The 24,721-nt window shown below is 70.9% G+C and carries 28 protein-coding genes; 19 read left to right on the plus strand and 9 right to left on the minus strand.

The features are described from left to right. The first annotated feature begins 19 nt into the window (after positions 1-19). Both ACIQU4_RS14175 and ACIQU4_RS14180 read left to right on the plus strand, forming a co-directional pair. Positions 20-940: a 1-phosphofructokinase family hexose kinase gene (locus tag ACIQU4_RS14175; RefSeq protein ID WP_403729303.1), complete on the plus strand. Its 921-nt coding sequence runs from the start codon at positions 20-22 to the stop codon at positions 938-940. Between the two features lie 154 nt (positions 941-1,094). Continuing rightward, positions 1,095-1,553, plus strand: a complete 459-nt coding sequence (locus ACIQU4_RS14180; protein WP_403729305.1) for a hypothetical protein — start codon at positions 1,095-1,097, stop codon at positions 1,551-1,553. Positions 1,554-1,653: 100 nt separating this feature from the next. On the opposite strand, the gene ACIQU4_RS14185 is transcribed toward ACIQU4_RS14180, so the two are convergent. Together ACIQU4_RS14185 and cdgB are read right to left on the minus strand one after the other, a co-directional pair. Next, positions 1,654-2,685, minus strand: coding sequence for a CBM35 domain-containing protein (locus ACIQU4_RS14185; protein ID WP_403729308.1), 1,032 nt, complete (start codon positions 2,683-2,685; stop codon positions 1,654-1,656). Positions 2,686-2,753: 68 nt separating this feature from the next. Beyond that, positions 2,754-4,538 carry a diguanylate cyclase CdgB gene (gene cdgB, locus ACIQU4_RS14190; protein WP_403729311.1) on the minus strand — a complete coding sequence of 595 codons (1,785 nt, stop codon included), beginning with the start codon at positions 4,536-4,538 and terminating at the stop codon, positions 2,754-2,756. 337 nt (positions 4,539-4,875) lie between these two features. Here cdgB and ACIQU4_RS14195 point away from each other — a divergent pair, with 337 nt between their 5' ends. After that, a complete protein-coding gene (locus tag ACIQU4_RS14195; RefSeq protein WP_403729638.1) occupies positions 4,876-5,421 on the plus strand; it encodes a flavin reductase family protein in 546 nt (181 codons plus the stop codon). 43 nt (positions 5,422-5,464) lie between these two features. On the opposite strand, the gene arfB is transcribed toward ACIQU4_RS14195, so the two are convergent. Further along, a complete protein-coding gene (arfB, locus tag ACIQU4_RS14200; protein WP_403729314.1) occupies positions 5,465-5,890 on the minus strand; it encodes an alternative ribosome rescue aminoacyl-tRNA hydrolase ArfB in 426 nt (141 codons plus the stop codon). Between the two features lie 159 nt (positions 5,891-6,049). Here arfB and ACIQU4_RS14205 point away from each other — a divergent pair, with 159 nt between their 5' ends. Next, positions 6,050-6,625, plus strand: coding sequence for a TerD family protein (locus tag ACIQU4_RS14205; protein ID WP_403729316.1), 576 nt, complete (start codon positions 6,050-6,052; stop codon positions 6,623-6,625). A 100-nt stretch (positions 6,626-6,725) separates the two neighbouring features. Then, positions 6,726-7,241 carry a GNAT family N-acetyltransferase gene (locus ACIQU4_RS14210; protein ID WP_403729319.1) on the plus strand — a complete coding sequence of 172 codons (516 nt, stop codon included), beginning with the start codon at positions 6,726-6,728 and terminating at the stop codon, positions 7,239-7,241. Between the two features lie 6 nt (positions 7,242-7,247). On the opposite strand, the gene ACIQU4_RS14215 is transcribed toward ACIQU4_RS14210, so the two are convergent. Beyond that, positions 7,248-8,669, minus strand: coding sequence for a M1 family metallopeptidase (locus ACIQU4_RS14215; protein ID WP_403729322.1), 1,422 nt, complete (start codon positions 8,667-8,669; stop codon positions 7,248-7,250). Between the two features lie 42 nt (positions 8,670-8,711). Next, complete coding sequence (locus tag ACIQU4_RS14220; protein ID WP_403729325.1) at positions 8,712-9,278, minus strand: heme-binding protein; 567 nt, start codon at positions 9,276-9,278, stop codon at positions 8,712-8,714. Between the two features lie 397 nt (positions 9,279-9,675). On the opposite strand from ACIQU4_RS14220, the gene ACIQU4_RS14225 reads away from it, so the two are divergent. The 4 genes from ACIQU4_RS14225 to ACIQU4_RS14240 all read left to right on the plus strand — a co-directional run bounded on the left by ACIQU4_RS14225 (position 9,676) and on the right by ACIQU4_RS14240 (position 13,387). Then, positions 9,676-10,797, plus strand: coding sequence for a sensor histidine kinase (locus ACIQU4_RS14225; protein ID WP_403729641.1), 1,122 nt, complete (start codon positions 9,676-9,678; stop codon positions 10,795-10,797). After that, complete coding sequence (locus tag ACIQU4_RS14230) at positions 10,794-11,447, plus strand: response regulator transcription factor (protein WP_051696226.1); 654 nt, start codon at positions 10,794-10,796, stop codon at positions 11,445-11,447. Before ACIQU4_RS14225 ends, ACIQU4_RS14230 begins: the two co-directional genes overlap by 4 nt. Before the next feature lie 156 nt (positions 11,448-11,603). Then, positions 11,604-12,776, plus strand: a complete 1,173-nt coding sequence (locus ACIQU4_RS14235) for a M4 family metallopeptidase (RefSeq protein WP_403729328.1) — start codon at positions 11,604-11,606, stop codon at positions 12,774-12,776. 107 nt (positions 12,777-12,883) lie between these two features. Continuing rightward, positions 12,884-13,387: a hypothetical protein gene (locus ACIQU4_RS14240; RefSeq protein WP_403729330.1), complete on the plus strand. Its 504-nt coding sequence runs from the start codon at positions 12,884-12,886 to the stop codon at positions 13,385-13,387. A gap of 3 nt (positions 13,388-13,390) precedes the next feature. On the opposite strand, the gene ACIQU4_RS14245 is transcribed toward ACIQU4_RS14240, so the two are convergent. After that, positions 13,391-14,038, minus strand: a complete 648-nt coding sequence (locus ACIQU4_RS14245) for a pentapeptide repeat-containing protein (RefSeq protein ID WP_403729643.1) — start codon at positions 14,036-14,038, stop codon at positions 13,391-13,393. Between the two features lie 161 nt (positions 14,039-14,199). Here ACIQU4_RS14245 and ACIQU4_RS14250 point away from each other — a divergent pair, with 161 nt between their 5' ends. Beyond that, the gene (locus ACIQU4_RS14250; protein ID WP_403729646.1) at positions 14,200-15,192 is read left to right on the plus strand and encodes a zinc-binding dehydrogenase; all 993 of its coding nucleotides are present in this window, start codon (positions 14,200-14,202) and stop codon (positions 15,190-15,192) included. A gap of 68 nt (positions 15,193-15,260) precedes the next feature. Next, complete coding sequence (locus ACIQU4_RS14255; protein ID WP_403729332.1) at positions 15,261-15,764, plus strand: FBP domain-containing protein; 504 nt, start codon at positions 15,261-15,263, stop codon at positions 15,762-15,764. Between the two features lie 28 nt (positions 15,765-15,792). On the opposite strand, the gene ACIQU4_RS14260 is transcribed toward ACIQU4_RS14255, so the two are convergent. Next, positions 15,793-16,272, minus strand: a complete 480-nt coding sequence (locus ACIQU4_RS14260) for a GNAT family N-acetyltransferase (protein ID WP_403729335.1) — start codon at positions 16,270-16,272, stop codon at positions 15,793-15,795. 307 nt (positions 16,273-16,579) lie between these two features. Here ACIQU4_RS14260 and ACIQU4_RS14265 point away from each other — a divergent pair, with 307 nt between their 5' ends. Then, entirely contained in the window at positions 16,580-17,962 is a 1,383-nt protein-coding gene (locus ACIQU4_RS14265; RefSeq protein WP_403729338.1) for an NAD(P)/FAD-dependent oxidoreductase, read from the plus strand. A gap of 740 nt (positions 17,963-18,702) precedes the next feature. Next, positions 18,703-19,740, plus strand: coding sequence for an LPO_1073/Vpar_1526 family protein (locus ACIQU4_RS14270; RefSeq protein ID WP_403729340.1), 1,038 nt, complete (start codon positions 18,703-18,705; stop codon positions 19,738-19,740). Between the two features lie 70 nt (positions 19,741-19,810). On the opposite strand, the gene ACIQU4_RS14275 is transcribed toward ACIQU4_RS14270, so the two are convergent. After that, entirely contained in the window at positions 19,811-20,464 is a 654-nt protein-coding gene (locus ACIQU4_RS14275) for a YdcF family protein (protein ID WP_403729342.1), read from the minus strand. Then, a complete protein-coding gene (locus ACIQU4_RS14280) occupies positions 20,461-21,249 on the minus strand; it encodes a GntR family transcriptional regulator (RefSeq protein ID WP_403729344.1) in 789 nt (262 codons plus the stop codon). Before ACIQU4_RS14280 ends, ACIQU4_RS14275 begins: the two co-directional genes overlap by 4 nt. 398 nt (positions 21,250-21,647) lie before the next feature. On the opposite strand from ACIQU4_RS14280, the gene ACIQU4_RS14285 reads away from it, so the two are divergent. The 6 genes from ACIQU4_RS14285 to traA all read left to right on the plus strand — a co-directional run bounded on the left by ACIQU4_RS14285 (position 21,648) and on the right by traA (position 24,721). Next, positions 21,648-21,917, plus strand: coding sequence for a DUF6284 family protein (locus ACIQU4_RS14285; protein WP_403729347.1), 270 nt, complete (start codon positions 21,648-21,650; stop codon positions 21,915-21,917). Further along, complete coding sequence (locus tag ACIQU4_RS14290; protein ID WP_403729350.1) at positions 21,914-22,240, plus strand: DUF6303 family protein; 327 nt, start codon at positions 21,914-21,916, stop codon at positions 22,238-22,240. Before ACIQU4_RS14285 ends, ACIQU4_RS14290 begins: the two co-directional genes overlap by 4 nt. Continuing rightward, on the plus strand, positions 22,237-23,232 hold the full coding sequence (locus tag ACIQU4_RS14295; RefSeq protein WP_403729353.1) for a DUF2637 domain-containing protein: 996 nt from the start codon (positions 22,237-22,239) through the stop codon (positions 23,230-23,232). Before ACIQU4_RS14290 ends, ACIQU4_RS14295 begins: the two co-directional genes overlap by 4 nt. Beyond that, positions 23,232-23,573 carry an RRQRL motif-containing zinc-binding protein gene (locus ACIQU4_RS14300; protein ID WP_403729356.1) on the plus strand — a complete coding sequence of 114 codons (342 nt, stop codon included), beginning with the start codon at positions 23,232-23,234 and terminating at the stop codon, positions 23,571-23,573. The genes ACIQU4_RS14295 and ACIQU4_RS14300 overlap by 1 nt, the downstream gene beginning before the upstream one ends. 234 nt (positions 23,574-23,807) lie before the next feature. Then, positions 23,808-24,116 (plus strand): hypothetical protein, encoded by a 309-nt coding sequence (locus tag ACIQU4_RS14305; RefSeq protein ID WP_403729359.1) that lies wholly within the window; start codon positions 23,808-23,810, stop codon positions 24,114-24,116. Next, on the plus strand, positions 24,113-24,721 hold the full coding sequence (gene traA, locus ACIQU4_RS14310) for a plasmid transfer protein TraA (RefSeq protein WP_403729649.1): 609 nt from the start codon (positions 24,113-24,115) through the stop codon (positions 24,719-24,721). Before ACIQU4_RS14305 ends, traA begins: the two co-directional genes overlap by 4 nt.

Below are 24,721 nucleotides of genomic sequence, written 5' to 3' on the forward strand. Positions count from 1 at the left end.
ACCGAGACCGGGGCCTGCCATGATCCTCACCGTGACGCTCAACACCGCACTCGACGTCACCCACCATGTACCGAAGCTGATTCCGCACACCTCGCACCGGGTCACCGCCGTGACCGAGCGGCCCGGCGGCAAGGGCCTCAACGTCGCCCGGGTGCTGGCCGCGCTCGGCCACGAGGTCACCGCGACCGGCTTCGCGGGCGGGCGCACGGGCGCCGTCGTACGCGAACTGCTCGCTGCCGCCCCACGGGTGACGGACGCTCTGGTCCCCTGCGCGGGCACCACCCGGCGCACCCTGGCCGTGGTCGACGCGGCCTCGGGCGACACCACGCAGTTCAACGAGCCGGGCCCGCTGATCGGTTCCGCGGAATGGGCCGGGTTCCTCGACCGCTACGAGGAGCTGCTGGCCGGGGCCGCCGCGGTGGCCCTGTGCGGCAGCCTCCCGCCGGGCGTGCCGGTGGGCGCGTACGCGGTGCTCGTACGGGCCGCCCGCGCGGCCGGGGTCCCGGTCCTCCTGGACACCAGCGGCGAGGCCCTGCGCCGCGGGGTCGCCGCCCGGCCCGAGATGATCAAGCCGAACGCCGCCGAACTCGCCGAGCTGACCGGCTCCCGCGAGCCGCTCCAGGCCACCCGCGACGCCCGCCGCCGCGGCGCGCACGCCGTGGTGACCTCCCTCGGCCCCGACGGACTGCTGGCGGCCACGGCCCAGGGCACCTGGCGGGCGGCCCCGCCGCGCGCCCTGACGGGCAACCCGACCGGAGCCGGCGATTCCGCGGTGGCGGGGCTGCTGTCGGCCCTCACGGAGGGCCTGGACTGGCCGGCCCGCCTGACCCGCGCGGTCGCCCTCTCGGCGGCCACCGTCCACGCCCCGACGGCGGGGGACTTCGACCCCCGCACCTACGAGGAGCTGCGGCACGCCATCTCCGTCACCGGAGGCAACTGACGACCCGACCGCGGAACACCCGTCCGGGCCGCTGAGCCGGCGTCAAGACACATCTGCCTGCGTGCACTTGACGGACCGACGGGCAGGAGGCCGCCGATCCGGCCGTTAAGATCACCACACTATTTGATCTTCGAATGACGCAAGGTTGAACCACATGAACCGAATCCTCCGCAGGGCACTCGCCATCGGCACCGGCGTGGCGGCCGTCTCCGCACTGGCCGCGGTCCCCGCCGAGGCCCAGACCGTCTCGGGCGGATCCTGCGGCGCGGGCTACTACCAGCAGGACGCCTACCCGCTGGGGGACAGCCAGGGCGCCACCGGCGCCGGCGTCATCTTCCTGTACTACAGCAGCTCCACCGGCAAGAACTGCGCGATCCTGCGCCGTGACGCCGACTTCCTCGTCTCGGACGGCATGGGCATCACCCTGAAGTCCAGCAGCGGCGGCGTCGACAGCGACGGCCAGCGGGCCTACACCCAGTACGCGGGCCCGGTGTACGTCTCCGCCCGCGGCGCATGCGTTCAGATCACCGCCAACATCACGGGCGCCTGGAAGAACTCCGCCTACCTGGCGAAGACGCACAGCGAGAACACCGGCTGGGTCCACTGCGGCTGACGCACCGACGGGCACAACGGGATCCGGCCCCACCGCATGCGTGGTGGGGCCGGACTCGTTCCGGGCCGGCGGCGGGCGGGGCCCGCGTGCCGGTGGGAGGTCAGCGCTTGACGTGGCCCTGGCCCAGGTCGAGCTGGTCGAAGACCGCATCGCACTGGTTGCCGGCCTCACACGAGATCTTCATCGTGTTGGTGCCCTTCTTCAGGCTGATCCACGCGAACGTGCGGGTCCACCCCTTGTCCCAGGCTCCGGCCTCGGCCTTGGCGAAGTTCGACAGGTTCAGTGACTGCGTCGGGCTCTGCCCGTTGACCGTGAGGGTCGCCTTCGCGTCCTTACCGGGCACGCCGTAGTTCACGAAGAGCGTGTAGTCACCGGCGGTCGGGACGTCGACCGTCCAGGTCAGCGCCGAACCGGTCTGGTTGAAGCCGCCCACGTACTGGCCGCCCGCGCTCTTCGCACCCGGGACCGTGGCCTCCAGGTGCGCGCCGCCCGTGAGGGACATGCCCGCGCCCGAGGCGTCCGCCTTGGGCAGCGGGGCCTCCGGGGACTGCGAGGGGCTCGGCTGGGCCGACGAGGAGTTCTGCGGCTGCGCGGACTGCTGCCCGCCCGCCGCGCCGTCCTTGCCGTTCTTGTCCTTGCCCTTGTCGCCGAAGGCCACGGCCGCACCGATGCCGATCGCGACCGCGGCGACCACCGCGACCGCCGCGATGAGCATGCCCTTGCGGCTGGAACGGCCGCCTGCGCCGCCGCCGCCGTGGCCGCCCGTCGCCGGGATCGCCGCCGTGGCCTGCCCCTGCTGCGGCGGAACCCCGTAGCCGCCCGCCTGGAGCGCTTCCGGGGCCTGGTACTGGGCCTGGTAGGCCGGCTGCTGCTGGGGCGGAACCTGGGCGCCGCGCTGGCCGCCGTACGTCCGCTCACCGACCGTGCGCACCTGGTTGTACGAGGTACGGGGGACACCGGGCTGCACGCCGGGCTGGCCACCGACCGTCGGGCCGGGGTAGCCGTATCCACCGCCCGATGGGGGCGGGGCGGCTCCGGCGGCCTGGCCGTCCGCGTAGAGATAGCCGAACGGGTCGTCGTCCTCGGGCTTGTTCGCCCCACTGTTCGGGCCGTGGTTCGCGGGCGTCGTCATCGCAGGTCACTCCTTTCGACCCACGGGAGCCTACCCCGAACACGTGCACCCACGAGCGGCCGATCGCCTCAGCCGGCCCGGCGGTGCGCCTTGGAACGGGACCTTTTCTCGATGTACATCCGCTGGTCGGCGGAGCGCAGCACCTCGTCCGCCGACATGCCGCAGCTGGCCCAGCCGATCCCGAAACTCGCGCCCACACGGACCGCGCGGCCGTCCACCCGGATCGGCGGGATGATCGCGTTGCGCAGCCGGACGGCCAGGTCGGCGGCGTCGGCCGCGCCCAGTCCGTCCGCGAGGACGACGAATTCGTCACCACCCAGCCGAGCGACGGTGTCACCGTCCCTGACGCCCGTCGTCAGCCGCCGGGCCACCTCGATCAGGACGGCGTCACCCGTGTGGTGCCCGAACCGGTCGTTGATCGACTTGAACCCGTCGAGGTCGCAGAAGAGCACCGCGAGCCCCTTCGTCCCGTCGTCGATGTCCGTCGCGGGCGCCACCATGTGCACGTGGTGGTCGTACGGGCCCGGGCCCGCGCCGGGCCCGCCGGGCCCGGGCACCCCCGGGACACCGGGAGCGGGCACCGCCGGGGCGCCGGGGTACTCGAAGGGCTCGGGGTAGGCGTCGGGCCGAAAGCCGTGCTCCCCGACGGCACCACCGGCCTCGATCCCGCCGCCGCCGTGCCCGCCGTGGCCGCCGTGCGCCCCGTGCGCCCCCTTCGCCCCGTGCCCCTCGTACGCCGCGTCGAGCGCCTCCACGGCGGTCGCGCGGACCGACTGCGGCCTGCGGCACAGCCGCGCGCCGAGGCGGGAGCGCAGCTCGGCGCTGTTGGGGAGGCCGGTCAGCGAGTCGTGGCTGGCCCGGTGGGCGAGCTGGAGCTCGTGGCGCTTGCGCTCCTCGATGTCCTCGACGTGCGTGAGCAGGAAGCGCGGCCCGTCGGCGGCGTCCGCGACGACGGAGTTGCGCAGCGAGACCCATACGTACGTGCCGTCGCGCCGCCCGAGCCTCAGCTCGGCCCGGCCGCCCTCGGCGGAGGTCCGCAGCAGGGTCCCGATGTCCTCCGGGTGGACCAGGTCGGAGAAGGAGTACCGGCGCAGTACGGAGGCGGGCCGGCCCAGCAGCCGGCACAGCGCGTCGTTGGTCCGCAGCAGCCGCCCGTGCTGGTCCCCGCCCATCTCGGCGATCGCCATGCCGCTGGGCGCGTACTCGAAGGCCTGCCGGAAGGACTCCTCGCTCGCGCGCAGCGCCTGCTGTTCACGCTCCAGCCGGACCAGGGCCCGCTGCATGTTCGCGCGCAGCCGTGCGTTGCTGATCGCAATCGCCGCTTGGAACGCGTACATCTGGAGCGCCTCGCGCCCCCACGCGCCGGGGCGGCGCCCGTTGCGCGGTCTGTCCACAGAAATGACACCCAGAAGTTCCCCGCCGGACGCATACATGGGGGCGTAGAGCCGGTCCTCGGGGTGCCACTCGTCCGCGAAGCGCGGGTCGGGGCCGTCCGTGTGCCACTGGGGCACGTCGTCCTCCAGGAGGACCCAGCCCTCGGTGTGCGGGATGAAGCGGAGCCCGTCCCAGCTCTCACCCATCGTCAGACGGCGCTCCCAGGAGGCGCGGGAGCCGACGCGGCCGGTGATGAGCGCCTCGGCGGCGGGGTCGCCCGCGAAGGCGGCGACGACGAGATCCCCGTCAGGGCGTACGAGGTTGACACAGGCGAGTTCGTAGCCGAGGCCCACGACGATGCCGTCCACGACGGTCTGCAGGGTGTCCGCCAGGCTCCTGGCCGTATTGAGCTCGGCCACCACCTGATGGAGCTGCCGCAGGGTCGCAAGACGGACGTACGGCTCCGACTCGGTCTCCATTGCTCGCTCTCCCCGAGACCTCGACAGCAACTCCAGGTTTGTCATCGGCGTTTCGTTGCGGTGTCCCGTCCACTGAATCACAGTGAGCTGTGCGGCAGGTACACAGGGTCAACAAATCTTGCCCTCTGTGACTCAAGTCACATGAGATGATTAAAAGTGGGCGGTGGGGGTCGTGTCACCTGGAGGCGCTCCCCTGCATTCCCGGGAGCAAACGATACGCCCGGGCCCGGGGCGGCCTAGGTCGACGGGCCGGGACGCGGATCGGACTCGGGCCCGATGCGCGGCGCGGGAGGGCGAGACTAGCGTTCCGAACGTGCCGAAGACGACCCCTGTACCCATGCCGACCCCCGCCACCCTTCATTCTGAGGGCGTGAGCAACGACGAGTTCCTGGCCGCGATGTCCCGACTGGCGGCGGGCGTGTGCCTGATCACCGCGCACGAGCCGCCCCTGACGCCGACCGGCCCGGCCGGCGAGGACATCGGCATGACGGCGACCGCCTTCATGTCCGTGTCCCTGGACCCGCCGCTGGTGCTGGTGAGCCTGCGCGAGGGCTCCCGGATGGACGACCTGCTGGCCGAGCAGCCGCTGTGGGCGGTCTCGGTGCTCGCCGACCACCAGGTGCAGGTGGCGAGCCGCTTCTCGATGAAGAACCGCATCAGCGACCGGCTGCTCTTCGCGGACCTGCCCCACGGGCGCGGCGAGGTCTCGGGGGCCCCGCTGCTGACGGGCGCGCTGGCCACCCTCGAATGCCGTACGGAGAACCGCGTCGAGGCGGGCGACCACACCTTGGTCATCGGCCGCGTCCTGACCGCGTCGCTCCCGTCCCCGGACTCCCCGCCGCTCACGTACTTCCGCGGCCGCTACCGCCACCTGGCGGGCTGAGGACCAGGCTGCACCGCCAGTCGCCGCCAGTCGCCGCCAGTGGCTACCAGTCGCGGCCGGTGCGGCCGCGCTTGGTCTCCGCCCGGGCCTTCTTCTCGCGCAGGCGGCGTTCGTTGATCCCCCGGGGGATCTTCGTGGCGCGGCGCGCCTTCGGCGGCGGGGCGGTGGCCTCCGCGAGCACGGACGCCATCCGGACCAGCGCCATCTCCCGGTTGCGGAACTGCGACCGGTGCTCGGAGGCCCGTACGGTCAGCACCCCGTCCACCAGCCGGCCCGCGAGCCGCTCCAGCGCCCGCTCCTTCCAGACGTCCGGCAGCGCCTTCGTCGCCGCCACGTCGAACAGCAGCTCCACCCGCGAGTCCGAGGTGTTCACATGCTGCCCGCCCGGCCCGGAGGACCGCGAAAAGCGCCAGGCGAGCTCCGCCTCGGGGAGCACGACCGAACCGCGAATGACATGGGGACCAGGCATGCCCCCTATGATCCCGCCCCGCGCGATGCCCGTCACCCGTATTTCACCGCGCGTATTTCGCCGCGCGGAACCTACCGGCCCCCTCCCCGCGTTATGTAGGTCAGCGGTACCGTGGCCACGATCTCGCGGCCATGCGAAGAGGAAGGGACACCAGTCAAAATGGCAGTAAGCCTGTCCAAGGGCGGCAACGTCTCGCTCACGAAGGAGGCCCCCGGCCTCAGCGCCGTCACGGTCGGCCTCGGCTGGGACGTCCGTACGACGACCGGTGTCGACTTCGACCTGGACGCCTCCGCCATCGCGGTCAACCCGATGGGCAAGGTCGTCTCCGACGGTCACTTCGTCTTCTTCAACAACAAGTCCACCCCGGACCAGAGCATCGTCCACACCGGTGACAACCGCACCGGCGAGGGCTCCGGCGACGACGAGTCCATCAACGTCAACCTCGCCACCCTCGCGGCCGACGTGGACAAGATCGTCTTCCCGGTCTCGATCTACGACGCCGACGCCCGCAGCCAGAACTTCGGCCAGGTCCGCAACGCGTACATCCGCGTCGTGAACCAGGCCGGCGGCGCCGAGATCGCCCGCTACGACCTCTCCGAGGACGCGGCCACCGAGACCGCCATGGTCTTCGGCGAGCTCTACCGCAACGGCGCGGAGTGGAAGTTCCGCGCGGTCGGCCAGGGTTACGCCTCCGGCCTGACCGGCATCGCCCAGGACTTCGGCGTCAACGTCTGAGCCTGCGTCCGAGGCCGAGCCTGAGACCGACCGGCCGAAAGCGCCGCAGCCGAAGCCCCCTCCCGGCCGTCCGGGGAGGGGGCTTCGCTACGTTCGGCAGGTGATCCTGCAACCGCTCGCACCCGTGGACGGCGCCCTGCCGGGCCCGGTCCTGACCGAGATCGCCGCCCTCTACGCGACCAACCGCGCCTTCTTCGAGCTCAGCGGCGATTTCCCCGACCCGGACCGCATCACGGTCGACCAGGTCGCCGCGGCCCTCGCCGACGAACTCGCCCACGACGGCGCCGAGGTGCTCCTGGCCCGCTCCGCCGGCCGGCTGGTCGGCCTGGCCGCCACCCTCGCCCACCACCCTGACCCAGCCTCCGGCGACCCGGACCCGTGGATCGGCCTGCTGCTCATCGACGCCACCGCGCACCGCGCGGGGTACGGGAGCGCCGTCGCAGGCCTCGTCGAGGAACGCTTCCGCGCCGCGGGCCGGACCGGCGTACGGCTCGCCGTACTCGACAACAACCCCGCCGGCCTGGCGTTCTGGCAGTCCCGGGGCTACGCCGCGCTGCGCCACGCCCAGGACCGCGAACACGGCCGCGACTGCACGGTGCTGCGCAAGGCGCTGTAGCGGTGCCTACGTCGGCCGGTCCTGCCCGTACAGCCATACGTCCCAGACCTTCTTCAGGTCGTGCCCCGTCGACCGCTCCGCGTACGCGGTGAAGTCGGCCGTACTCGCGTTCCCGTACCGGTGGTCGGTGGCCCAGCCGCGCAGCAGGGCGAAGAACTTCTCGTCGCCGACCTCCTGCCGGATCCGCTGGAGGACCATCGCGCCCCGGACGTACACCGGGGTCTCGGAGATGTCCTTCGCGCCGGGCGGGTCGGCGGGCGGGAAGGCGGCCCAGTCGGAGTCGGCTTCCTTGTCCACCGCGGTGTCGCCCGTGCGGAAGGCGTCGAAGTGCTGCTGGGCGGTGGTGCCGCCGTGGTCCTCGGACCACAGCCATTCGGCGTAGGTCGCGAAGCCCTCGTTGAGCCACATGTCCTTCCAGGACTTCGGCGACACCGAGTCGCCGAACCACTGGTGGGCCGTCTCGTGCAGGACGAGATTCTCGTCGGGCGCTCCGGAGAAGACGGGTTTGGTCTGCGTCTCCAGCGCGTACGTGAGGGACTCGGCCGGCAGCACGATCGCCCCGGCGGTGCCGAAGGGGTACGGGCCGAACCTGCGGCTGCCCCACTCCACGATCTCCGGCAGCCGAGCCAGCGCCGGGGCGCTCGCGGCCGCCTCGGCGGGCGCGACGGCCTCGTACAGGGCGACCCCGGAGGGGGTCCGGCCGGTGGTCACCTTGAACTTCCCGATCGCGGCGGTGGCCAGGTAGCTCGCCATCGGCTGCGGGCTGTGCCACACGAATTCCGTCTGCCCGCCGGGGGTGTCGGTCCGGGAGGTCAACTCGCCGTTCGAGACCGCCTCGTAGCCCTTGGGCACGGTCAGGGTGATGTCGTAGGTGGCCTTGTCGCTGGGGTGGTGGTTCCCGGGGAACCAGGCCATCGACCCGATCGGCTCGCCGACCCCGACGGCCCCGTCGGCCGTGGCGATCCAGCCCTCCTTGGAGCCGTCCGCGTCCGCGATGGGCTTCGGCTTGCCGCGGTAGTCGATCTCCGTACGGAAGACCTCGCCCTTCTTGAGGTCCTTGGCAGGACGCACCGTCAGCTCCCGGCCGGTGCGGTTGTACCGGGCGCGCTCGCCCTGCACGGTGACGTCCTCGACCTCCAGGCCCGCGAGGTCGAGGTTGAAGGAGCTGAGCCCCTGCCCCGCGCGGGCCGTGATGACGGCGGTGGCGTTCAACTCCCCGTCGGCGGGGTCGTAGTCGAGGTCCAGGTCGTAGTGCTCGATCTGGTAGCCGCCGTTGCCGGCCTTGGGGAAGTACGGATCGCGCAGCCCGGACGCACCCGGCCGCCCCTGCACCGTGCCGGCCGTACACGCCGTGGTGAGGGCGAGCAGGACGGCAGCGGCGGCTGCAGGGGCGGCGGCGAGGCGGGAGGGTGCGCGGCGGTGTTCCACGCGCCCGATCCTATGGGGGCCCGATGTCGTACTTCGGGGGGATTACTTCTCCAGGGAGTCGACGCCGGCCTTGGCGTACTTCTCGTCCAGGTCGCCGCTCGGGGCGCCGGCCACGCCGATGCCGGCGACCGGGGCGCCCTTGGCCTGCACCGGGGTGCCGCCGCCGAGGAAGAGGGTGCCGGGGATGTCCTTCAGGTTCGGGGTCTGGGCGAGGCGGCCCGCGAGCACCGAGGTCGGGGCGTTCCAGGACACGGCGGTGAAGGCCTTGCGCTGCGCCGACTCGTAGGACTGCGGGCCCGCGCCGTCGCCGCGCAGGGTGACGATGGTGTTGCCGTTGCGGTCCACGACCGCGACCGTCACCTTCTGGTTCTCCTTCTGCGCGGCGTCCAGCGCGGCCTGGGCGGCGCGGGTGGCGGCGTCGACGGTGAGGTGGGTCGTGGTGGTGAAGTTCCTCTCGTCCGCCCCGCCGTCCTTCTTCGCGGTGGCGGCGGCAGCGGCGGCCGGGGCGGTCTCGGCCTGCGCGGCGCTGGCGCTGACCGCGCCGAAGGTCCCGGCGCCGAGCGCGACGGCGAGAGCGGTACCGGTGAGAACGCGGGTGCGGGTGTTCATGTCTGCTGCTCCTGGGTGCGTCGGCTGAGTACGTCGGCTCGTTCTGCTGCTCCAAGCCTGGGGCCGCACCCGGCCCCGGCCGGTCCCCGTACCGGCTCGCGACAGCTGGCGCACCGGTTGACCCCGGGGTCAACCGATCGGTCGATGCGGAGCGGGTACGGGTGCGGATTGGCTGGTCGGCGCCATCGTGTACGACCAGGCACGATGGAGGAGCCAGACACCGACCCGGGAGCCCGCTGTGAGCCACGTGAGCCGCGTACCGCCACAGGCGCCGGGGGTGCCGGGTGCGCCCGGGGTGCCGGGGGTACCCGGGGTGCCGGGGGTACCCGGGGTGCCGGGGGTACCCGGGGTGCCGGGTGCGCCCGGGAAGGCGGACACGCGGGCCCTGGCAGCCGTCATGCACACGGCGTTCTTCCTGCTCCTCGGCGCCTCGGTGGCCCGCTTCCTGCTGCGCCACCCCGGCTCGCCCAGCACCCCGTGGATCCTCGCCCTCAGCATCACGCTGGCCCTGCTGTACGTACTCGGCCCCGCGCTCGGGGCCGCGCCCACGGTGCGCCGGCTGCTCTGGCTCGGGCTGGTGGTGGCGGTCTGGGTGGTCCTGGTCGTCCTCGCGCCCAGCTTCGCCTGGTGCGCCGTCCCCCTCTTCTTCACCGCCCTGCGCACGCTGCCGCCCCGCGCGGCGATCGTCCTGGTCGCCCTGCTGACGGTGTTCGTGGTGGCGGCCCAGCTCCAGCTCTCGCGAGAGTTCGACCCGAACCTGCTGCTGGCCCCGCCCGCGATCGCGGCCCTGGCCACCGCCGTCTTCGTCCACATGGAGCGCCAGGCCGAGTCCCAGCGCGCCCTGATCGACGACCTGATCCGCACCCGCCGCGAGCTGGCCGCCACCGAGCGCCGCGAGGGCACCCTCGCCGAGCGGCAGCGGCTGTCGATGGAGATCCACGACACGCTCGCCCAGCACCTGTCCAGCCAGCAGATGCTGCTCCAGGCCGCGGACCGCACCTGGGACAGCGACCCGGCCACCGCCCGCGCGCACGTCCGTACCGCCACCGCAATCGCGGCGCGCGGGCTGGCGGAGGCGCGGCGCCTGGTCCACGACCTGGCCCCGCCGGAGCTCGAAGGGGGCGGCGGCCTCGCGGACGCGCTGCGCGCGCTCGACGCGGGCCCGGACATCGAGGTCCGCTTCCACCTGGAGGGCACGCCGGCCCCGCTCCCGGACCGGGTCCAGTCGGCGCTGCTGCGGATCGCGCAGGGCGCGCTGGCCAACGTAAGGGAGCACGCGCACGCCCGGACCGCGGCCCTGACCCTGAGCTTCCTGGGCGAACAGGTGGTCCTGGACGTCGCGGACGACGGCGAGGGCTTCACCGAGCCGCGCGGGGCGGGCGCGGCCGGGGACCGCGGGCACGGGCTCCCGGCGATGCGCGCCCGCGTCCGCCAGCTCGGCGGCGCCCTGACCCTCGAATCCACCCCCGGCGAGGGCACGGTCCTCTCCGCGGCCATCCCCCTGGAGCCCCCCGCATGACGACCGGAACCGGAACCGGCCCGACCCCGATGACCACGATCCTGCTCTGCGACGACCACGCGGTGGTCCGCGCCGGCCTGCTGGCGCTGCTCGGCAGCGCGCCCGACATCGAGGTCCTGGGCGAGGCGGGCAGCGGCGAGGAGGCCGTGGCCCTGGCCGCGAAACTGCGCCCGGACGTGGTGCTGATGGACCTCCAGCTGGGCGAGGGCATCGACGGGGTCGAGGCCACCCGCCGCATCACGGCGGTGACCGACCCGCCGCACGTACTGGTCCTGACGACGTACGACACGGACGCGGACGTCACCCGGGCCATCGCGGCGGGCGCCACGGGCTACCTGCTGAAGGCGGAGCGCCCGGAGGAGCTGTTCGCCGCGATCCACTCGGCGGCGGCGGGCCGCACCACGCTCTCCCCGCCGGTGGCGAGCCGTGTGATGGCCCACATGCGGGGCTCGCGCCCGACGCTGACGGACCGCGAACTGGACATCCTGGGCCAGCTGGCGCGGGGCCTGGGCAACCGGGACATCGCCCGGGCCCTGTTCATCAGCGAGGCCACGGTCAAGACCCACCTGGGCCGCATCTACGACAAGCTCGGCGTGGACACCCGGGCGGGAGCGGTCTCGGTGGCCAAGGAGCAGCGCCTCCTGCCGTAACGGGCCTGTAGGGGGCGGGATCCGGACACCGGGCGGGGCGTGTTCGGACAACCGTCCCGGGATCCCCGGGAATCCTTGTCGTAGACCTGCCAAAGCCGTGCCGCGCCCTGTCACGCTCTCTCGCGCCGCCACCCCGGCCACCGCGAAGGAGCCCGAGTGACCCACCCCACGTCCTCTCGCCGCACCCGCCTCGCCGTCCTCCTCGGGACGGCCGCCGTCCTGACGGCCACGGCGGTGACGGCACCGGCGACGGCCGCGGCCGAGACCCCGTACGCCGCCGTCGGCGCCGGACTCGGAGTCGGACCCGGAACGGGAATCGGACCCGGACCCGGCGCCGCCACCGGACCCGGCGCCGCCACCGGCACCGGCCACAGCCAGCATGCCGGCACCGTCCCCCTCACCACCTACTTCACCGGCAGCGCCTACCAGCTCCGCGACACCACCCGCGGCAACCAGCGCACCCTCGACGCCATGAACCAGACCGGCGGCGGCACCCTCTTCACCGACCCCGACAACGACTGGGGCGGCACCGGCACCCCCGCCGACCGCCAGTCCGCCGGCGTGGACGCCCACTACGCCACCGCCGTCACCTGGGACTTCTACAAGGGCGTCCTCGGCCGCAACGGCATCCGCGGCGACGGCACCGGCGTCACCTCCCGCGTGCACTACGGCAGCAACTACCCCAACGCCTTCTTCGACCCGAGCTGCTTCTGCGCCAACTACGGCGACGACCCCGCCACCGGCAAGACCCTCGCCACCCTCGACATCGTCGGCCACGAGCTCACCCACGGCGTGATCGCCTCCACCGCCGGCCTCGGCTCCTCCGGCGAGCCTGGCGGGCTCAACGAAGGCACGGCCGACATCCTCGGCACCGCGATCGAGTTCTTCGCCGACAGCACCACCGACGTCGGCGACTACTTCATCGGCGAACGCGTCTTCACCGACGGCCCCCTGCGCCGCATGGACCACCCCAGCCTCGACGGCCACTCCCGCGACTACTGGTCACGCGACATCGGCACCCTGGATCCGTACGCCGCCTCCGGCCCCGCCCGGCACTTCTTCTACCTCCTCGCCGAGGGCAGCGGCCCCAAGGAGATCAACAAGATCTCCTACGACTCCCCCACCTACGACGGCTCGAAGCTGCTCGGCATCGGCCAGGACAAGGCCGTCCGCATCTGGTACCGGGCCCTGAGCACCTACATGACCTCCACCACCGACTACGCCCGCGCCCGTACCGCCACCCTCAGGGCCGCCGCCGACCTCTACGGCCCCGCGAGCGTGGAATACGGTCGCGTCGCCGCCGCCTGGACCGCCGTCAACGTCCGCTGACCCGGCCGCACGGCCACCGCCGGGACGGGGAGAGCCGCACGGCCGGCGGGCGCGGCCGGATCGCACCGGTAACACCATCGGCTCGCACCCGTGACACCATCGGGTACGTGCTCGACATCGGCTACTCCCTCTCCCGGCGCTTCCCGGACTCCCCGCAGACCGACTACCGCTCGGCGGACGTCCACTCCCTGCGCCACGACCTGTTCTGCGGGGACGTCTACCTCGCCGACACCACCAAGGACCGGGAAGTGTCCACAGCCTGGGGATGGGTGCCCGTACTGGACTTCGCCTGGGCGCTCTGCGACATCGTCGAGCAGCTCGACCAGGACCCGCGCGGCAGCCGCTCCGCCCACCGCCAGTACGCCGAACTCGACTTCACCGAGTCCACCGACCGCATGCTCTTCGAGCGCCGCTTCGGCTGGGTGGACGTCGAGGCCGACTGGATGCCGCCGGAGGAGGAGCCGCTGACCTTCAGCCACCGCCTGCTGCGCCGCGAGGCCCGCGACTTCCTGCACGACCTGATCGCGGACCTGACCGACATGCACGACACCCTGGCCGACAACCCCGTCATCTGGACCCTCCAGTCCCGCTTCCCCCGAGTCCCGGCGTAGGGGTTACGACAGCACGCGCAGGCCCAGCTGGGCCGCCAGGGCCGGGGCCAGGTCGAAGAGCTGGGACGGGCTGATCACCGCACCGGACAGCGCTTCCACCCCGCGCGCGATGTCCAGCTCCGCGGCCCCCCGCAGGTCCACGTCCGCCATCCGCGCCCCCGTGAAATCGGCCCCCCGCAGCGCGCACCCGCGGAACTCCACCCGCTCCAGGACCGCGCCCGCGAAGTCCGCCTCCACCAGCACGCACCCGTCGAAGACCACGTCCTTGAGCCGCGCCTGCCGCAGGTTCAGGTAGTCGATCTTGCCCCCGCGGAACACCACCCGCTCCAGCACGGCCCCGTGCAACTGCACGCCTCCGAGCCGCGCCTCCACCAGCTCCACGTCCCGCAGCGAAGCCCCGGACAGGTCCGTCCCCACCCCCCGGACCCCCTCCAGCACCGAGTCCAGGATCCGGGCCTTCCCCAGCCCCGTCTCGTCCAGCGCGCACCGCCGCAGCGCGCAGTCCATGAACCGGGCCCCGATGCCCTCCTGCCCCGCCAGATCCAGGTCCGTGAACTCCAGCCCGTCGTAGTCCCCGTCCGGCTCCAGCTCACCGCCCTGCCACAGGCTCAGCTCCGGCAGCCGCACCTCCGGCAGCCGTGCCGCCTTCACCGTCTCCCGCCGCCCCTGCCGCCCCTGCTGCCCCTGCTGCTCCTGCTGTCCCTGCTGCTCTTTGCGCGCCATCCCCCCATCGTCCCCCGCCCCACTGACAACGCCCGCCGGGGCCTTGACCTCAACCGCGCTCGAGGTCAGAGCCTGTCGGCATGGACACCATGCGCGCCATCCGCCTCCACGCCTTCGGCCCCGCCGAGAACCTCGTCCACGAGCGCACCGAGACCCCCGTACCGGCCCCCGGCCAGGTCCGCATCGCCGTGGCCGCCGCCGGAGTCCACCTCCTCGACACCGCCCTGCGCCAGGGCATGCAGTCCCCCGTCCACGCCCTGCCCGAGCTCCCGACCATCCCCGGCCGCGAGGTCGCCGGCACCGTCGACGCCCTCGGCCCCGGCACCGACCCCGCCTGGCTCGGCCGCCAGGTCGTCGTCCACCTCGGTTTGACGCCCGGAGGCTACGCCGAGTACGCCGTCGCCGACGCCGACCGACTGCACCCCGTACCGCCCGGCCTCGACCCCGCCCAGGCCGTCGCCATGATCGGCACCGGCCGCACCGCCCTCGGGATCCTCCAGTTCGCCGACCTCGGCCCGGGCTCCACCGCCCTCGTCCCCGCCGCCGCCGGCGGCATCGGCACCCTGCTCGTCCAGTACGCCCGGGCCGCCGGCGCCACCGTCGTCGCCCTCGCCGGCGGCCCCGCCAAAACCGCCCTGGCCGCCGCCAACGGCGCCCACCTCGCCCTCGACTACACCGCCCCCGACTGGCCGCAGGCCGTACGCGAAGCCCACCCGGCCGGCGCCACAATCCTCTTCGACTCCGTCGGCGGCCCCACCGCCCGCGCCGCCCTCGACCTCCTCGCCCCCGGCGGCCGCCACCTCGTCTTCGGCCGGTCCGCCGGCCCCATCCCCCTCACCGAGGCCGACCGCGCCCGCCTCACCGCCCGCGCCGTCACCACCGAGAACGTCCTCGGCCCCGCCATGCTCCAGCGCGCCGGCGGCGAAAACCCCCTGCGTCTGCTCGAAACCCGCGCCCTCGCCGAAGCCGCCGCCGGCCGGCTCCGGCCCGCCCTCCAGCGCTACCCGCTCGCCGAAGCGGCCGCCGCCCACCACGCTTTGGAAACCCGCGCCACCGCCGGCAAGGTCGTCCTCGAACCCTGAGGGGTACCGGGCCCCCGCCGGTAATATCGGATGACAGCGGCCCGTATCCCCACGTACCGTCCACCGACGTGGACCCGCTCACCGAAAAACAGATCCGTTCGTCCTTCGTGAACTGCACGAAGGGCGAGGCAGCTCGCCTCAAGCTCCCGCTGGACTTCAGCGAACTCCCCTGGGAAGACCTCGACTTCCTCGGCTGGGTCGACCCCAGCGCACCGCTGCGCGCCCACCTCGTACGCCAGGACGCCGACGGCACCCCCGTCGGCATCACCCTGCGCGTCCCGGGCACGAGCCGCACCAGCGCCCTCAAGTCCAGCGTCTGCCAGATCTGCCTCACCGGCCACGCCGCCTCCGGCGTCTCCCTCCTGGTCGCGCCCCTCGCCGGGGCCCGCGGCCGCGAGGGCAACACCGTCGGCATCTACGTCTGCTCCGACCTCGCCTGCTCCCTCTACGTCCGGGGCAAGCGACAGCCGAAGCTGCGGGCGGGCCGGTACGAGGAGACCCTCACGCTCGCCGAGAAGATCGAGCGCACCCGCACCAACCTCGACTCCTTCACGGCCAAGATCACCGCATGAAGCCGCACCCCGGCCCGGCGCAGCGGCATCAGCCCTGCGCCGAGCCAAGCCTCTTCAACGGCTCATCGGTCAGCCGGTACACCGACCACTCGTCCTGCGGCCGTGCGCCCAGGGCCTCGTAGAACGCGATCGTCGGCGCGTTCCACTTCAGCACCGCCCACTCCAGGCGCTCGTACCCGCGCTCCACACAGATCCGCGCCAGCTCCGCCAGCAGCGCCTTCCCGTACCCGCCGCCGCGCGCGCCGGGCCGTACGTACAGGTCCTCCAGGTAGATCCCGTGCACCCCGCGCCACGTCGAGAAGTTCAGGAACCAGACCGAGAACCCGACGGCCTCCCCGTCCTCCGTCTCCGCGATGTGCGCGAACGCCGCCGGCCGCATCCCGAACAGCGCCTCCCGCAACTGCTCCTGCGTGGCCCGCGCCTCGTGCGGCACCTTCTCGTACTCCGCCAGCTCGCGGATCATGGAATGGATGACGGGAACGTCTTCGACGACGGCGCTACGGATCATGCGAGCACCCTAGGCCGCGCCCCTAGCGGGTGTCCGCCGGGCCGATACCGACGGCCTTCAGCGCCTGCGCGAACGCCGCCGCGTCGAACATCGCCCCGCCGCGACCGCCCCGACCACACGCCCCGCGCGCCCTGCCTTACGTACGCCCACCATCGACCAAACCTCTCACAACACGGACAAAACCCCCCATCGGCACCCTACGGACCCCAGCACCCCCGCCACATCAGCCAAAAGGCCACCTCTCGCGCCCCAAAACCCGGCATCCGGTACCTGGACACCCATCCGGAACGCCCTGTACCAACTCCCCATGACGATCAACGGCGGCATCTCCTTCTGGTACGCGACGGACCGCACCGCCACTCAGCAGCCACCCCGCGCCCCGCTCACCGGCCACGCCACGGCCGACGTCGTCATCGTCGGCGGCGGCTACACCGGCCTGTGGACCGCCTACTACCTCAAGACCGCCGCCCCCGACCTCCGCGTCACCGTCCTGGAGCAGAAGTTCTGCGGCTACGGAGCCTCCGGCCGCAACGGCGGCTGGCTCTACAACGGCATCGCCGGCCGCGACCGCTACGCCGAACTCCACGGCCGCCAGGCCGCGCTCCGCCTCCAGCAGGCCATGAACGAGACCGTCACCGAGGTCATCGACACCGCCGCCAAGGAGGACATCGACGCCGACATCCACCGCGGCGGCGTCCTCGAAGTCGCCCGCACCCCCGCCCAGCTCAGCCGCCTCAAGGCCTTCCACGCCGCCGAACTCGCCTTCGGCGAGACCGACCGCGAGCTCTACGACGCCACCGACACCCGCGCCCGCATCGACATCGCCGACGCCGTCGGCTCCAGTTGGACCCCGCACGGCGCCCGCATCCACCCCCTCAAGCTGGTCAAGGGCCTGGCCGCCGCCTGCGAACGCCTCGGCGTGGTCATCCACGAATCCACGCCCGTCACCGAAATCGCCCCCCGCCGGGCCATCACCCCGTACGGCACCGTCCGCGCCCCGTACGTGCTGCGCTGCACCGAGGGCTTCACCGCCGCCCTCAAGGGCCAGAAGCGCTCATGGCTCCCGATGAACTCCTCGATGATCGCGACGGCCCCGCTGCCGCCCGAGGTGTGGTCCCGCATCGGCTGGTCGGACGCCTGCACCCTCGGCGACATGGCCCACGCCTACATGTACGCCCAGCGCACCGCGGACGACCGCATCGCGATCGGCGGCCGCGGCGTCCCGTACCGCTTCGGCTCCCGCACGGACACGGACGGCACCACGCAGCAGTCGACGATCGATTCCCTGACCGCGCTCCTGACGTCCTTCTTCCCGATCCTCACGGGAGTGGAGATCACCCACGCCTGGTCGGGCGTCCTCGGCGTCCCCCGCGACTGGTGCGCGACGGTCACCCTGGACCGCACGACGGGTCTCGGCTGGGCCGGCGGCTACGTCGGCTCGGGCGTGGCCACCTCGAACCTCGCGGCCCGCACGCTGCGCGACCTGGTCCTGGGGAGCTCCACAGACCTCACCACACTCCCCTGGGTCAACCACCGCGTCCGCCGCTGGGAGCCGGAACCCTTCCGCTGGCTCGGCGTCCAGGCCCTCTACGCGGCCTACCGCGAGGCCGACCGCCTCGAATCGGCGACCCACACCCCGACCACAACCCCCCTGGCCCGCCTGGCCAACCGCATCTCGGGCCGCCACTGACGCCTCCGCGCCCACGCGAAAGGCCCCGGACCACAAGAGTCCGGGGCCTTCCACTTCCATCCGATTCCCTCGATCAGAAACCCTCTGACCTGGGACGGAGCCCCCTGTCGGATTCGAACCGACGACCTACGCATTACAAGTTGTCCGATCATGGTCCAGGCCTGTCCGCAGGCATCGCCCAACTGCCCACGATGGCAGCTCAGACCGTCCACCCGCCACCCGTGGACACCCGCACACAAGTACGGATTCTCTTACTACTGAGCCCACAACTGAGCCCATCTCATCCTTCGCTGAAGGACAGGCGGCTGGACGGGCTGCTCGTCACCCGCCGCATGACCTCTCGTGACGTCAGATTCGCCAAGTCCGTAGCCACAGGTCCCCTCATCAGGCCAAAATGGCCTGATGACTCCGCAAACCAAGAGGGTCCTGTGGATCCTTGCATCCGTTGTAGGGCTCGCTCTCGTCGGCCTTGGGATTTATTTCACACGAATCGGCCTGAATCAGGCCAACGCAGTTTCCGGAATCATTGGAATGTTCATTTCCGTTATAGGTCTCGGCATTTCCGCCATTGGCGTAATGCAGACACGCTCACCCCAAGCGGCAACCCGGGCTCAAAATGTGCGCATGAGCCAGCAGAGCGGAACTGGGTCAACGAACATTCAATCCGCAGGCGACATGACAATCGGAGACAACAATAAGCTCGGCGGAAGCTAGGAATTAGAACCTCGGGGGAGAATCCGTTGAAGCAAATCCAAAGCACCGGCAATGACAACACAAACTACCAGGCACAAAACATGCATTTCAGCGGCATAACCTATGCGGACGCCAAGCAGATAGCCCTGGACGTTTTCCGAAATAACGCCTTGGAACTTTCGGAAATCGCCCGCGCGACAGCCCGCGAGCGCGCCGAAGAGCTGACGGATAACTTCTTCAAGAAGCTGTCCGAACGCGCACCGGACGCCATAGGCTCCATATCAGACCCCGACATGCAACGTTCCATATTCCACGCCCAAGAGGAATATGCATGCTCGGGAGATGGAGATCTCGGTGCCGTCCTAGTGGATATATTGGTGGATCGAGCGGCAATCACTGAGAGGAATATCCGGCAAATAACACTCAACGAGTCAATCAAAACCGCAGCTAGGCTCACCAAAAATCATTTCACCATTCTCAGCGCCCTGCTGTTCGCAACCAAGACCCAGTTCAACAATGTCAGAAATCTGGATGAGCTGTACGGTCGCTTTATTGATTTTGTCGCCCCATCTGTGGCAGGGCTTCGCGCTACAGACGCAGACCTCTGGCACCTGCAGTACACCGGTTGCATCTCAATGGAGATTACCGATATGCCAATGGGCGGAATGCTCTCCCAGGCTTATCCCGCACTCTTCAGCAACGGATTTTCGCGCGACGAAATCGCCGAAGATCAGAGAGACCTTGGCCTGCCGTCCATAATCCCATGCCTCCGCGACCCTGCCAAGTTTCAGGTCGGCGCCATGAATTCGAAAGTCCTACACAGTCACATCACCTCACAGCCGGGCATGGAAAGGCATAGATCCGAGCTGGAGCGCCTCCTCAATCTAAACCTAATGTCGGCTGAAGAAATCGATGCGGAATTCTCCGAGATTCATCCAGACTTGAAGAATCTAACGTCCGTCTGGAATGGCGGCAACCTTCGACGATGCCAGCTCACCGGTGTCGGGATTGCGGTAGGTCACGCAAATGCGCGACGCATTCTGGGTGATAAATTCGACGCCGGTCTCGAAATATGGGTCAACTAGGCACCACACCGAGACCTTGCTGGAGTCCTTGCTGGATCACCCCTTACGTGCACACGAGTCTATAGCCTTCTCAGGGCTCGGGGATGATACGGGCCGTAAACCCTGCGGCCAGAAGGCGGCTATAAGCTGCACTCACAGTTGAGGGCACTTCCATGCTCACCATGAATCCTTGCCGCGGATAAAGGAGCAAACGTTGTTGGGCTCCCACGAGCATGTCTAGGACAAGTCGCGGATCTTTGATCGAAGCCACGTACTCCGCGAGCGTCATTGACGTGGAAGCGCTGATGATCTCAACCTCGGGCCAGAGTTTCCGTGCCGTCGCGTATGCACGCCGCTCTTCGTACGGCTTACTGATTAGCAGCACCGATGAAACGGCGATTCCTAGCTCTGCAAGGAGGTCTCGGGAGAACCGGATGTTTTCCCCGGTGTTTCGTGCGTTTGGCTCAACGAGCACGGCATCCGGCGGCACACCACGTTCCAATGCCCGCTCTCGGTAGTGTTCCGCCTCGCCTCGCGGCATTCGTTCACGCGTGGTCAAACTCGTGGCGCCCGTGAACACGAGGAGAGGCACCAGCCCGCGGTGGTACAGGTCTGATGCCACATCGGCCACGCCCAAGTCGTGGCTGCCGAGTGCGATGCCTACCGAGCAGGGTTGAGGCACATGATGCAACTGCTGAAAGTCCCAAAGACATTGGGCATCTGCCAAGGCTTGGCCCGAAATCACTGAGTCGCCTCCTCGGCCGAGTCTGGAACCTTGAAGTCGTAGGCCCAGGCGAATCGAGTCGCTGAATGCAGGCCGATGGCGAACTCGACCACGGTTCCGTCCGCCGTGTACGTGGTGCGATGGAGTTCAACCACCCATTCGCCAGGCGCCAACTGGAGGAGCGCCGCCTCGTCGGAGGTCGCGACGCGCGCGAACAGCTCCTCACGCATGTGGTCGATCTCGTACCCGGCGTCGTACAGGACTCGGAAGCCGCCACCGCGGCCGGCCGGACCCGGGCTCGGGTCCACGATCCGCGTTCCCTCAACATGCTCGGGGCGGTAGTAGCTGGTCAGAGTGTGGGTCGGCTGATCGCCTTCCTTCACGAGCCTGGCCCGCGCGTACACCTCGGCGCCCTCAGGAAGCCCGTGCGCCGCAGCCACTAGTGGAGGCGCCGGCACCCGGCTGACGCTCTGCGTCTGCTCGCCGCGCTTGTACGCCCGGCCCGACGCGACCCGGTCCGCGATGAACGCGACCTCGTCGCCGTCCCGCCACTTCGCCTTGTCGTACCGAGCGATGCCGAGCCGCTTCAGCGGCGCCTGCTCCCGTACAACCGTCCCGTGGCCCCGCGAAGAGGTCACCAGCCCTTCGGCTTCGAGGGCCTTGTACGCCGCGTGAACGGTGGACTTCGATCCCTCACCCGCATCCACCAGGTCTCGGATGTGCGGTAGCTGCTGGCCAGGGGTGTAGTCGCCCCGCCTGATCTGTTCGGCCAGCTTGTCGGCCAGCTCTCGCCACTTGGGTGCCACGCGAACTCCTCTCGATGGGGTCCAGTCAAACACAGTCCCAGGACTGTTGACAGTCCTGGGACTGTGCGTCCATAGTCATCCACAGACGCCCGCAGTCCTAGGACAGCAGGCAGAGAGGGGCCTTCTTTGGGCTGCTCTCGGCGCCCGGAGAGCTCCGGCTCGAAGGAAGCGGTGGTGCCTTGAGAACTCAACAGTGGACATGAATCTTGATCTTCAACCTTCCGGGCCGTAGTAGCCCGGCCGGTTGCCTCCCCCGCCCGTCCGGCGCTTCGGCGTCGTACGGGCGGGGTTGAGGGGAGCCGGAGTTCTTCCGCTTCACCCCCAACACAGCGCAGCCCCGGGTGGCTAGACCCGGGGCTGCTGTTGGGTCCCGTTCCTCTACCGAAGGAGCAAGACCCGTGAAGTCCATCGCTGCACTTCAGAACCGTGTTACCTCATGGCCTGGCGGCTTGGAGCCGTCCGACGCGGAGCTGGACGCGATCGAGGCCGAGATGCCGCTGATCCTGGCGGAGGTCGACCTCCTCGACGCCCTGATCGCGCTGCTGGACCGGCCCGCGTCGGAGTTCGACGCCCGCCGGATCCGCCGGGCCCGCAAGCGGGTTCTGGCGGCCCGGCGTGACCTGACCAACCGCACCCCCGACACGAGCATGCCGGGGGACGCGGCATGAGCAAGCAGATCTTCGGCGCGCAGCTGTCGCTGCGCTGCTGCGGTACCACCGCGCCGGAACGGACGGCCGGCCCCTGCTGGCAGCTGTACGTGGCCATGACCGGTCTCGTCAGCGAGTGGCCCACCTTCACCTGGCCTACCTCCACCGAGGTCCCGAGCGTCGAAGCGCGCAAGGCGGCTCTGGCGTACCTCGGGTTCACGCTCACCGAGGACGCCGAGTGGGAGTGGACCGAGCACACCGGACCGGAGTACCACCCCCACCCGGTGCGCGTCCTCCTCCTGGGCGCCGTCAAGGTCCGGCCGCTGGAAAGCGGGGCGTCATGAACGACGTTCACGTCCGTTCAGCGGAGCGCGCGCTGGCCGTGGGCATGTGGCTGATCGTCGGTGGGGCGATGCTCTACTCCGTCCTCACGGTCACCCCGCTCATGGCCTCGCACACCCCCGCCGCGTGGCGGTGGACGGCGCCGATCCTGCCCATCGTGGTCGACGCGGCGGTCGTGATCGTGGTTCGCCTCGACTCGGTCCTGGCCCGCCTCGGCGGGCACGGCGGACCGTGGCCGGTCGCGCTGCGGTGGATGACCGGCGCCATGACCCTGGCTTTGAACATCGGCGCATCCGCGCTGGCCGGAGACCTGGTCGGGGTCGCCGTGCACTCCGTGGCCCCGCTCCTCCTGATCGTCACCGCGGAAGCGGGACTCGCCTACCGACGGGCCCTGACCGCTGCCGTCCTGGCCGTCGATGCCCGCAAGAAGGCCGAGCAGGACGCCCGGGAGCGGAAGGCGGCGGAGCGGGAGGAGAACCGGCTCCGCGCCGCTCGTGAACAGCGAGACCACGAAGCCGCGATCGCCCGTGAACAGCGTGAACACGTGGAGAGGCTGGCCCGCGAGGAAGCCGACCGGCAGGACCGGATCCGCCGCGAGGAACGCGAGCGAGTGGAGGCCGCCGAGCGGGCTGAGCAGGAGGCCCGTGAACGCCGTGAACGTGAGCGTGAACAGGCCGAGGCCGAGCGTGAACGCCTTGAGCGCCAGGCCGCGCAGCGGCGCGAGCTGGAGGCCCAAGAGCGGGCCGAGCGTGAACGCCGTGAAGCGATCCGTGAACAGGAACGCCTGGAGCGTGAACGCGCCGCGCTGCTGTCCGCCGGCCCTCCGGCCGAGAAGCTCTCCGAGGACCGCGCTCGTATGGTCGTCCGCGCCGCATTCGACGCCGGACTCGCCGTACGGGTGGCCGCGGAGCTGTCCGGCTGGTCCGTCGGCTGGGCGTCCGCGCGCTATCAGGAACTCCGTGACGTAACCACCACCACCCCGGCTCTCAGCTGATGGCCGGCCTCCCCGTCTACTCCTGGCGGCTGGCTCCGGACGGTCTTGCCACCCGCAGGCAGCTCCGCTCGCTGGGGCTCCGGCCCGGCGGCCAGGACGTTGTCGCGCAGCTGGAACGGCCCCGCTATCGGCGGGGCCCGCTGATCGCGTTCCTCTACCGCGTCGACCGTGCTCTGCCGGTCCGGCCGATGACCGCGGGGCGGCAGGCAGCCCTGGCTGCTGCGAACACGGCCCGCCGCACCTGCCCGACCTGTCGGCGGGACGCGGGCTATGTGATCCCCGTACGGCTCGGCGAGTGCATTCCATGTGCCTTCCCCGACTCCGAACAGCGCGCCGCCTGAACCTCCCCACCCCTCATAAGGAGTTCTGCTGTGTCTCGTCGTACACGGCCCTCGGCCGCATCCACGATCCACATCCCGCGTCAGCGTGGCGGCCGACAGGAGCCGGTGATCCTCGTCGTGAGCTCCGAGCCTTCCCCCACCCTGACCTCCCGCGCAGCTCAAGCGGTGGGTCGGTGGGTGTGGAAGCACCGCCGCTCGTGGGCTCCCACCGGCATCGCCACCGCCCTTTTCGCCGTGACCGGTGCCGTTCACCTGATCGAGCACCGCGCGGCCTGGGCTTTCGCCGTGCTCGCACTGGCCCCGGTCGGCATCTGGTGGTGGGCCCAGCTGCGCCGCCGCCCCACTTCCCGGCATGCCGCGCTCTGGCGGGCCGAGTTCGCTGCCTTCGCCACGGCCTGCGCGGCATGGCTGGCGGCGGCCGTGTGGTTCGCCCCGACCCACCGGGTCCTGTCCGCCGCCTGGGCCGTGCTGACGCTCGTCTCGCAGATCAGCTGGCTCGCGGCCCGCCGCCTCACCTCCGGTACCGAGAAGGAGAGCAGCTGATGGCGAACACCACCTCGGGCACGAACTGGGGTACCAACGGCGCCGGATGGAAGGCACCCGGCAAGCAGCAGCAGGCCCGTACACCGCGTCCCCGGTCCGCGCCGCGTGCCGGCGCGAACGGCTCGCAGACCAAGGTCAACAACAAGACGTTCTCCCCCGGCTTCACCCTGAACGTCAACGCCGGTGGCCGCGGCAACAACGGCGGCCGCCACGCCGCCCCCGCCGCCGGTGGGCAGGGCGGGGGCCGGTCGCAGTCGCTGCTGCCTGCGCCGGAGTTCACCTCCCCGGCGCAGGTCCGCCAGTACTGCAACAGCGTCCGCGCCGCCGGGGTCGCTCTGTCAATCGAGGTCGCGATGGGCGCGGAGATCCTCAAGGCCACCCTCGTCCAGGTCCCCGACCCCGACGGCCGCATCGGCGGCTCGCGGATCCGTGCGGCGAAGGTCGCCCGGAAGATGCAGCGCGCCGCCGACGCCCTGCGCGACGCGGCGAAGAACGCCGCCGCGACGTACGCCCTGTTCCAGCAGGAGTACGAGGAAGAGATCAACCGCGTCCGTCACCGTGCCCGCCGTCCCTCGCAGCCGCGCATGGACTGGGGCCAACTCTAG

The sequence above is a fragment of the Streptomyces sp. NPDC090741 genome (assembly GCF_044769045.1).
Lineage (GTDB): Bacteria > Actinomycetota > Actinomycetes > Streptomycetales > Streptomycetaceae > Streptomyces.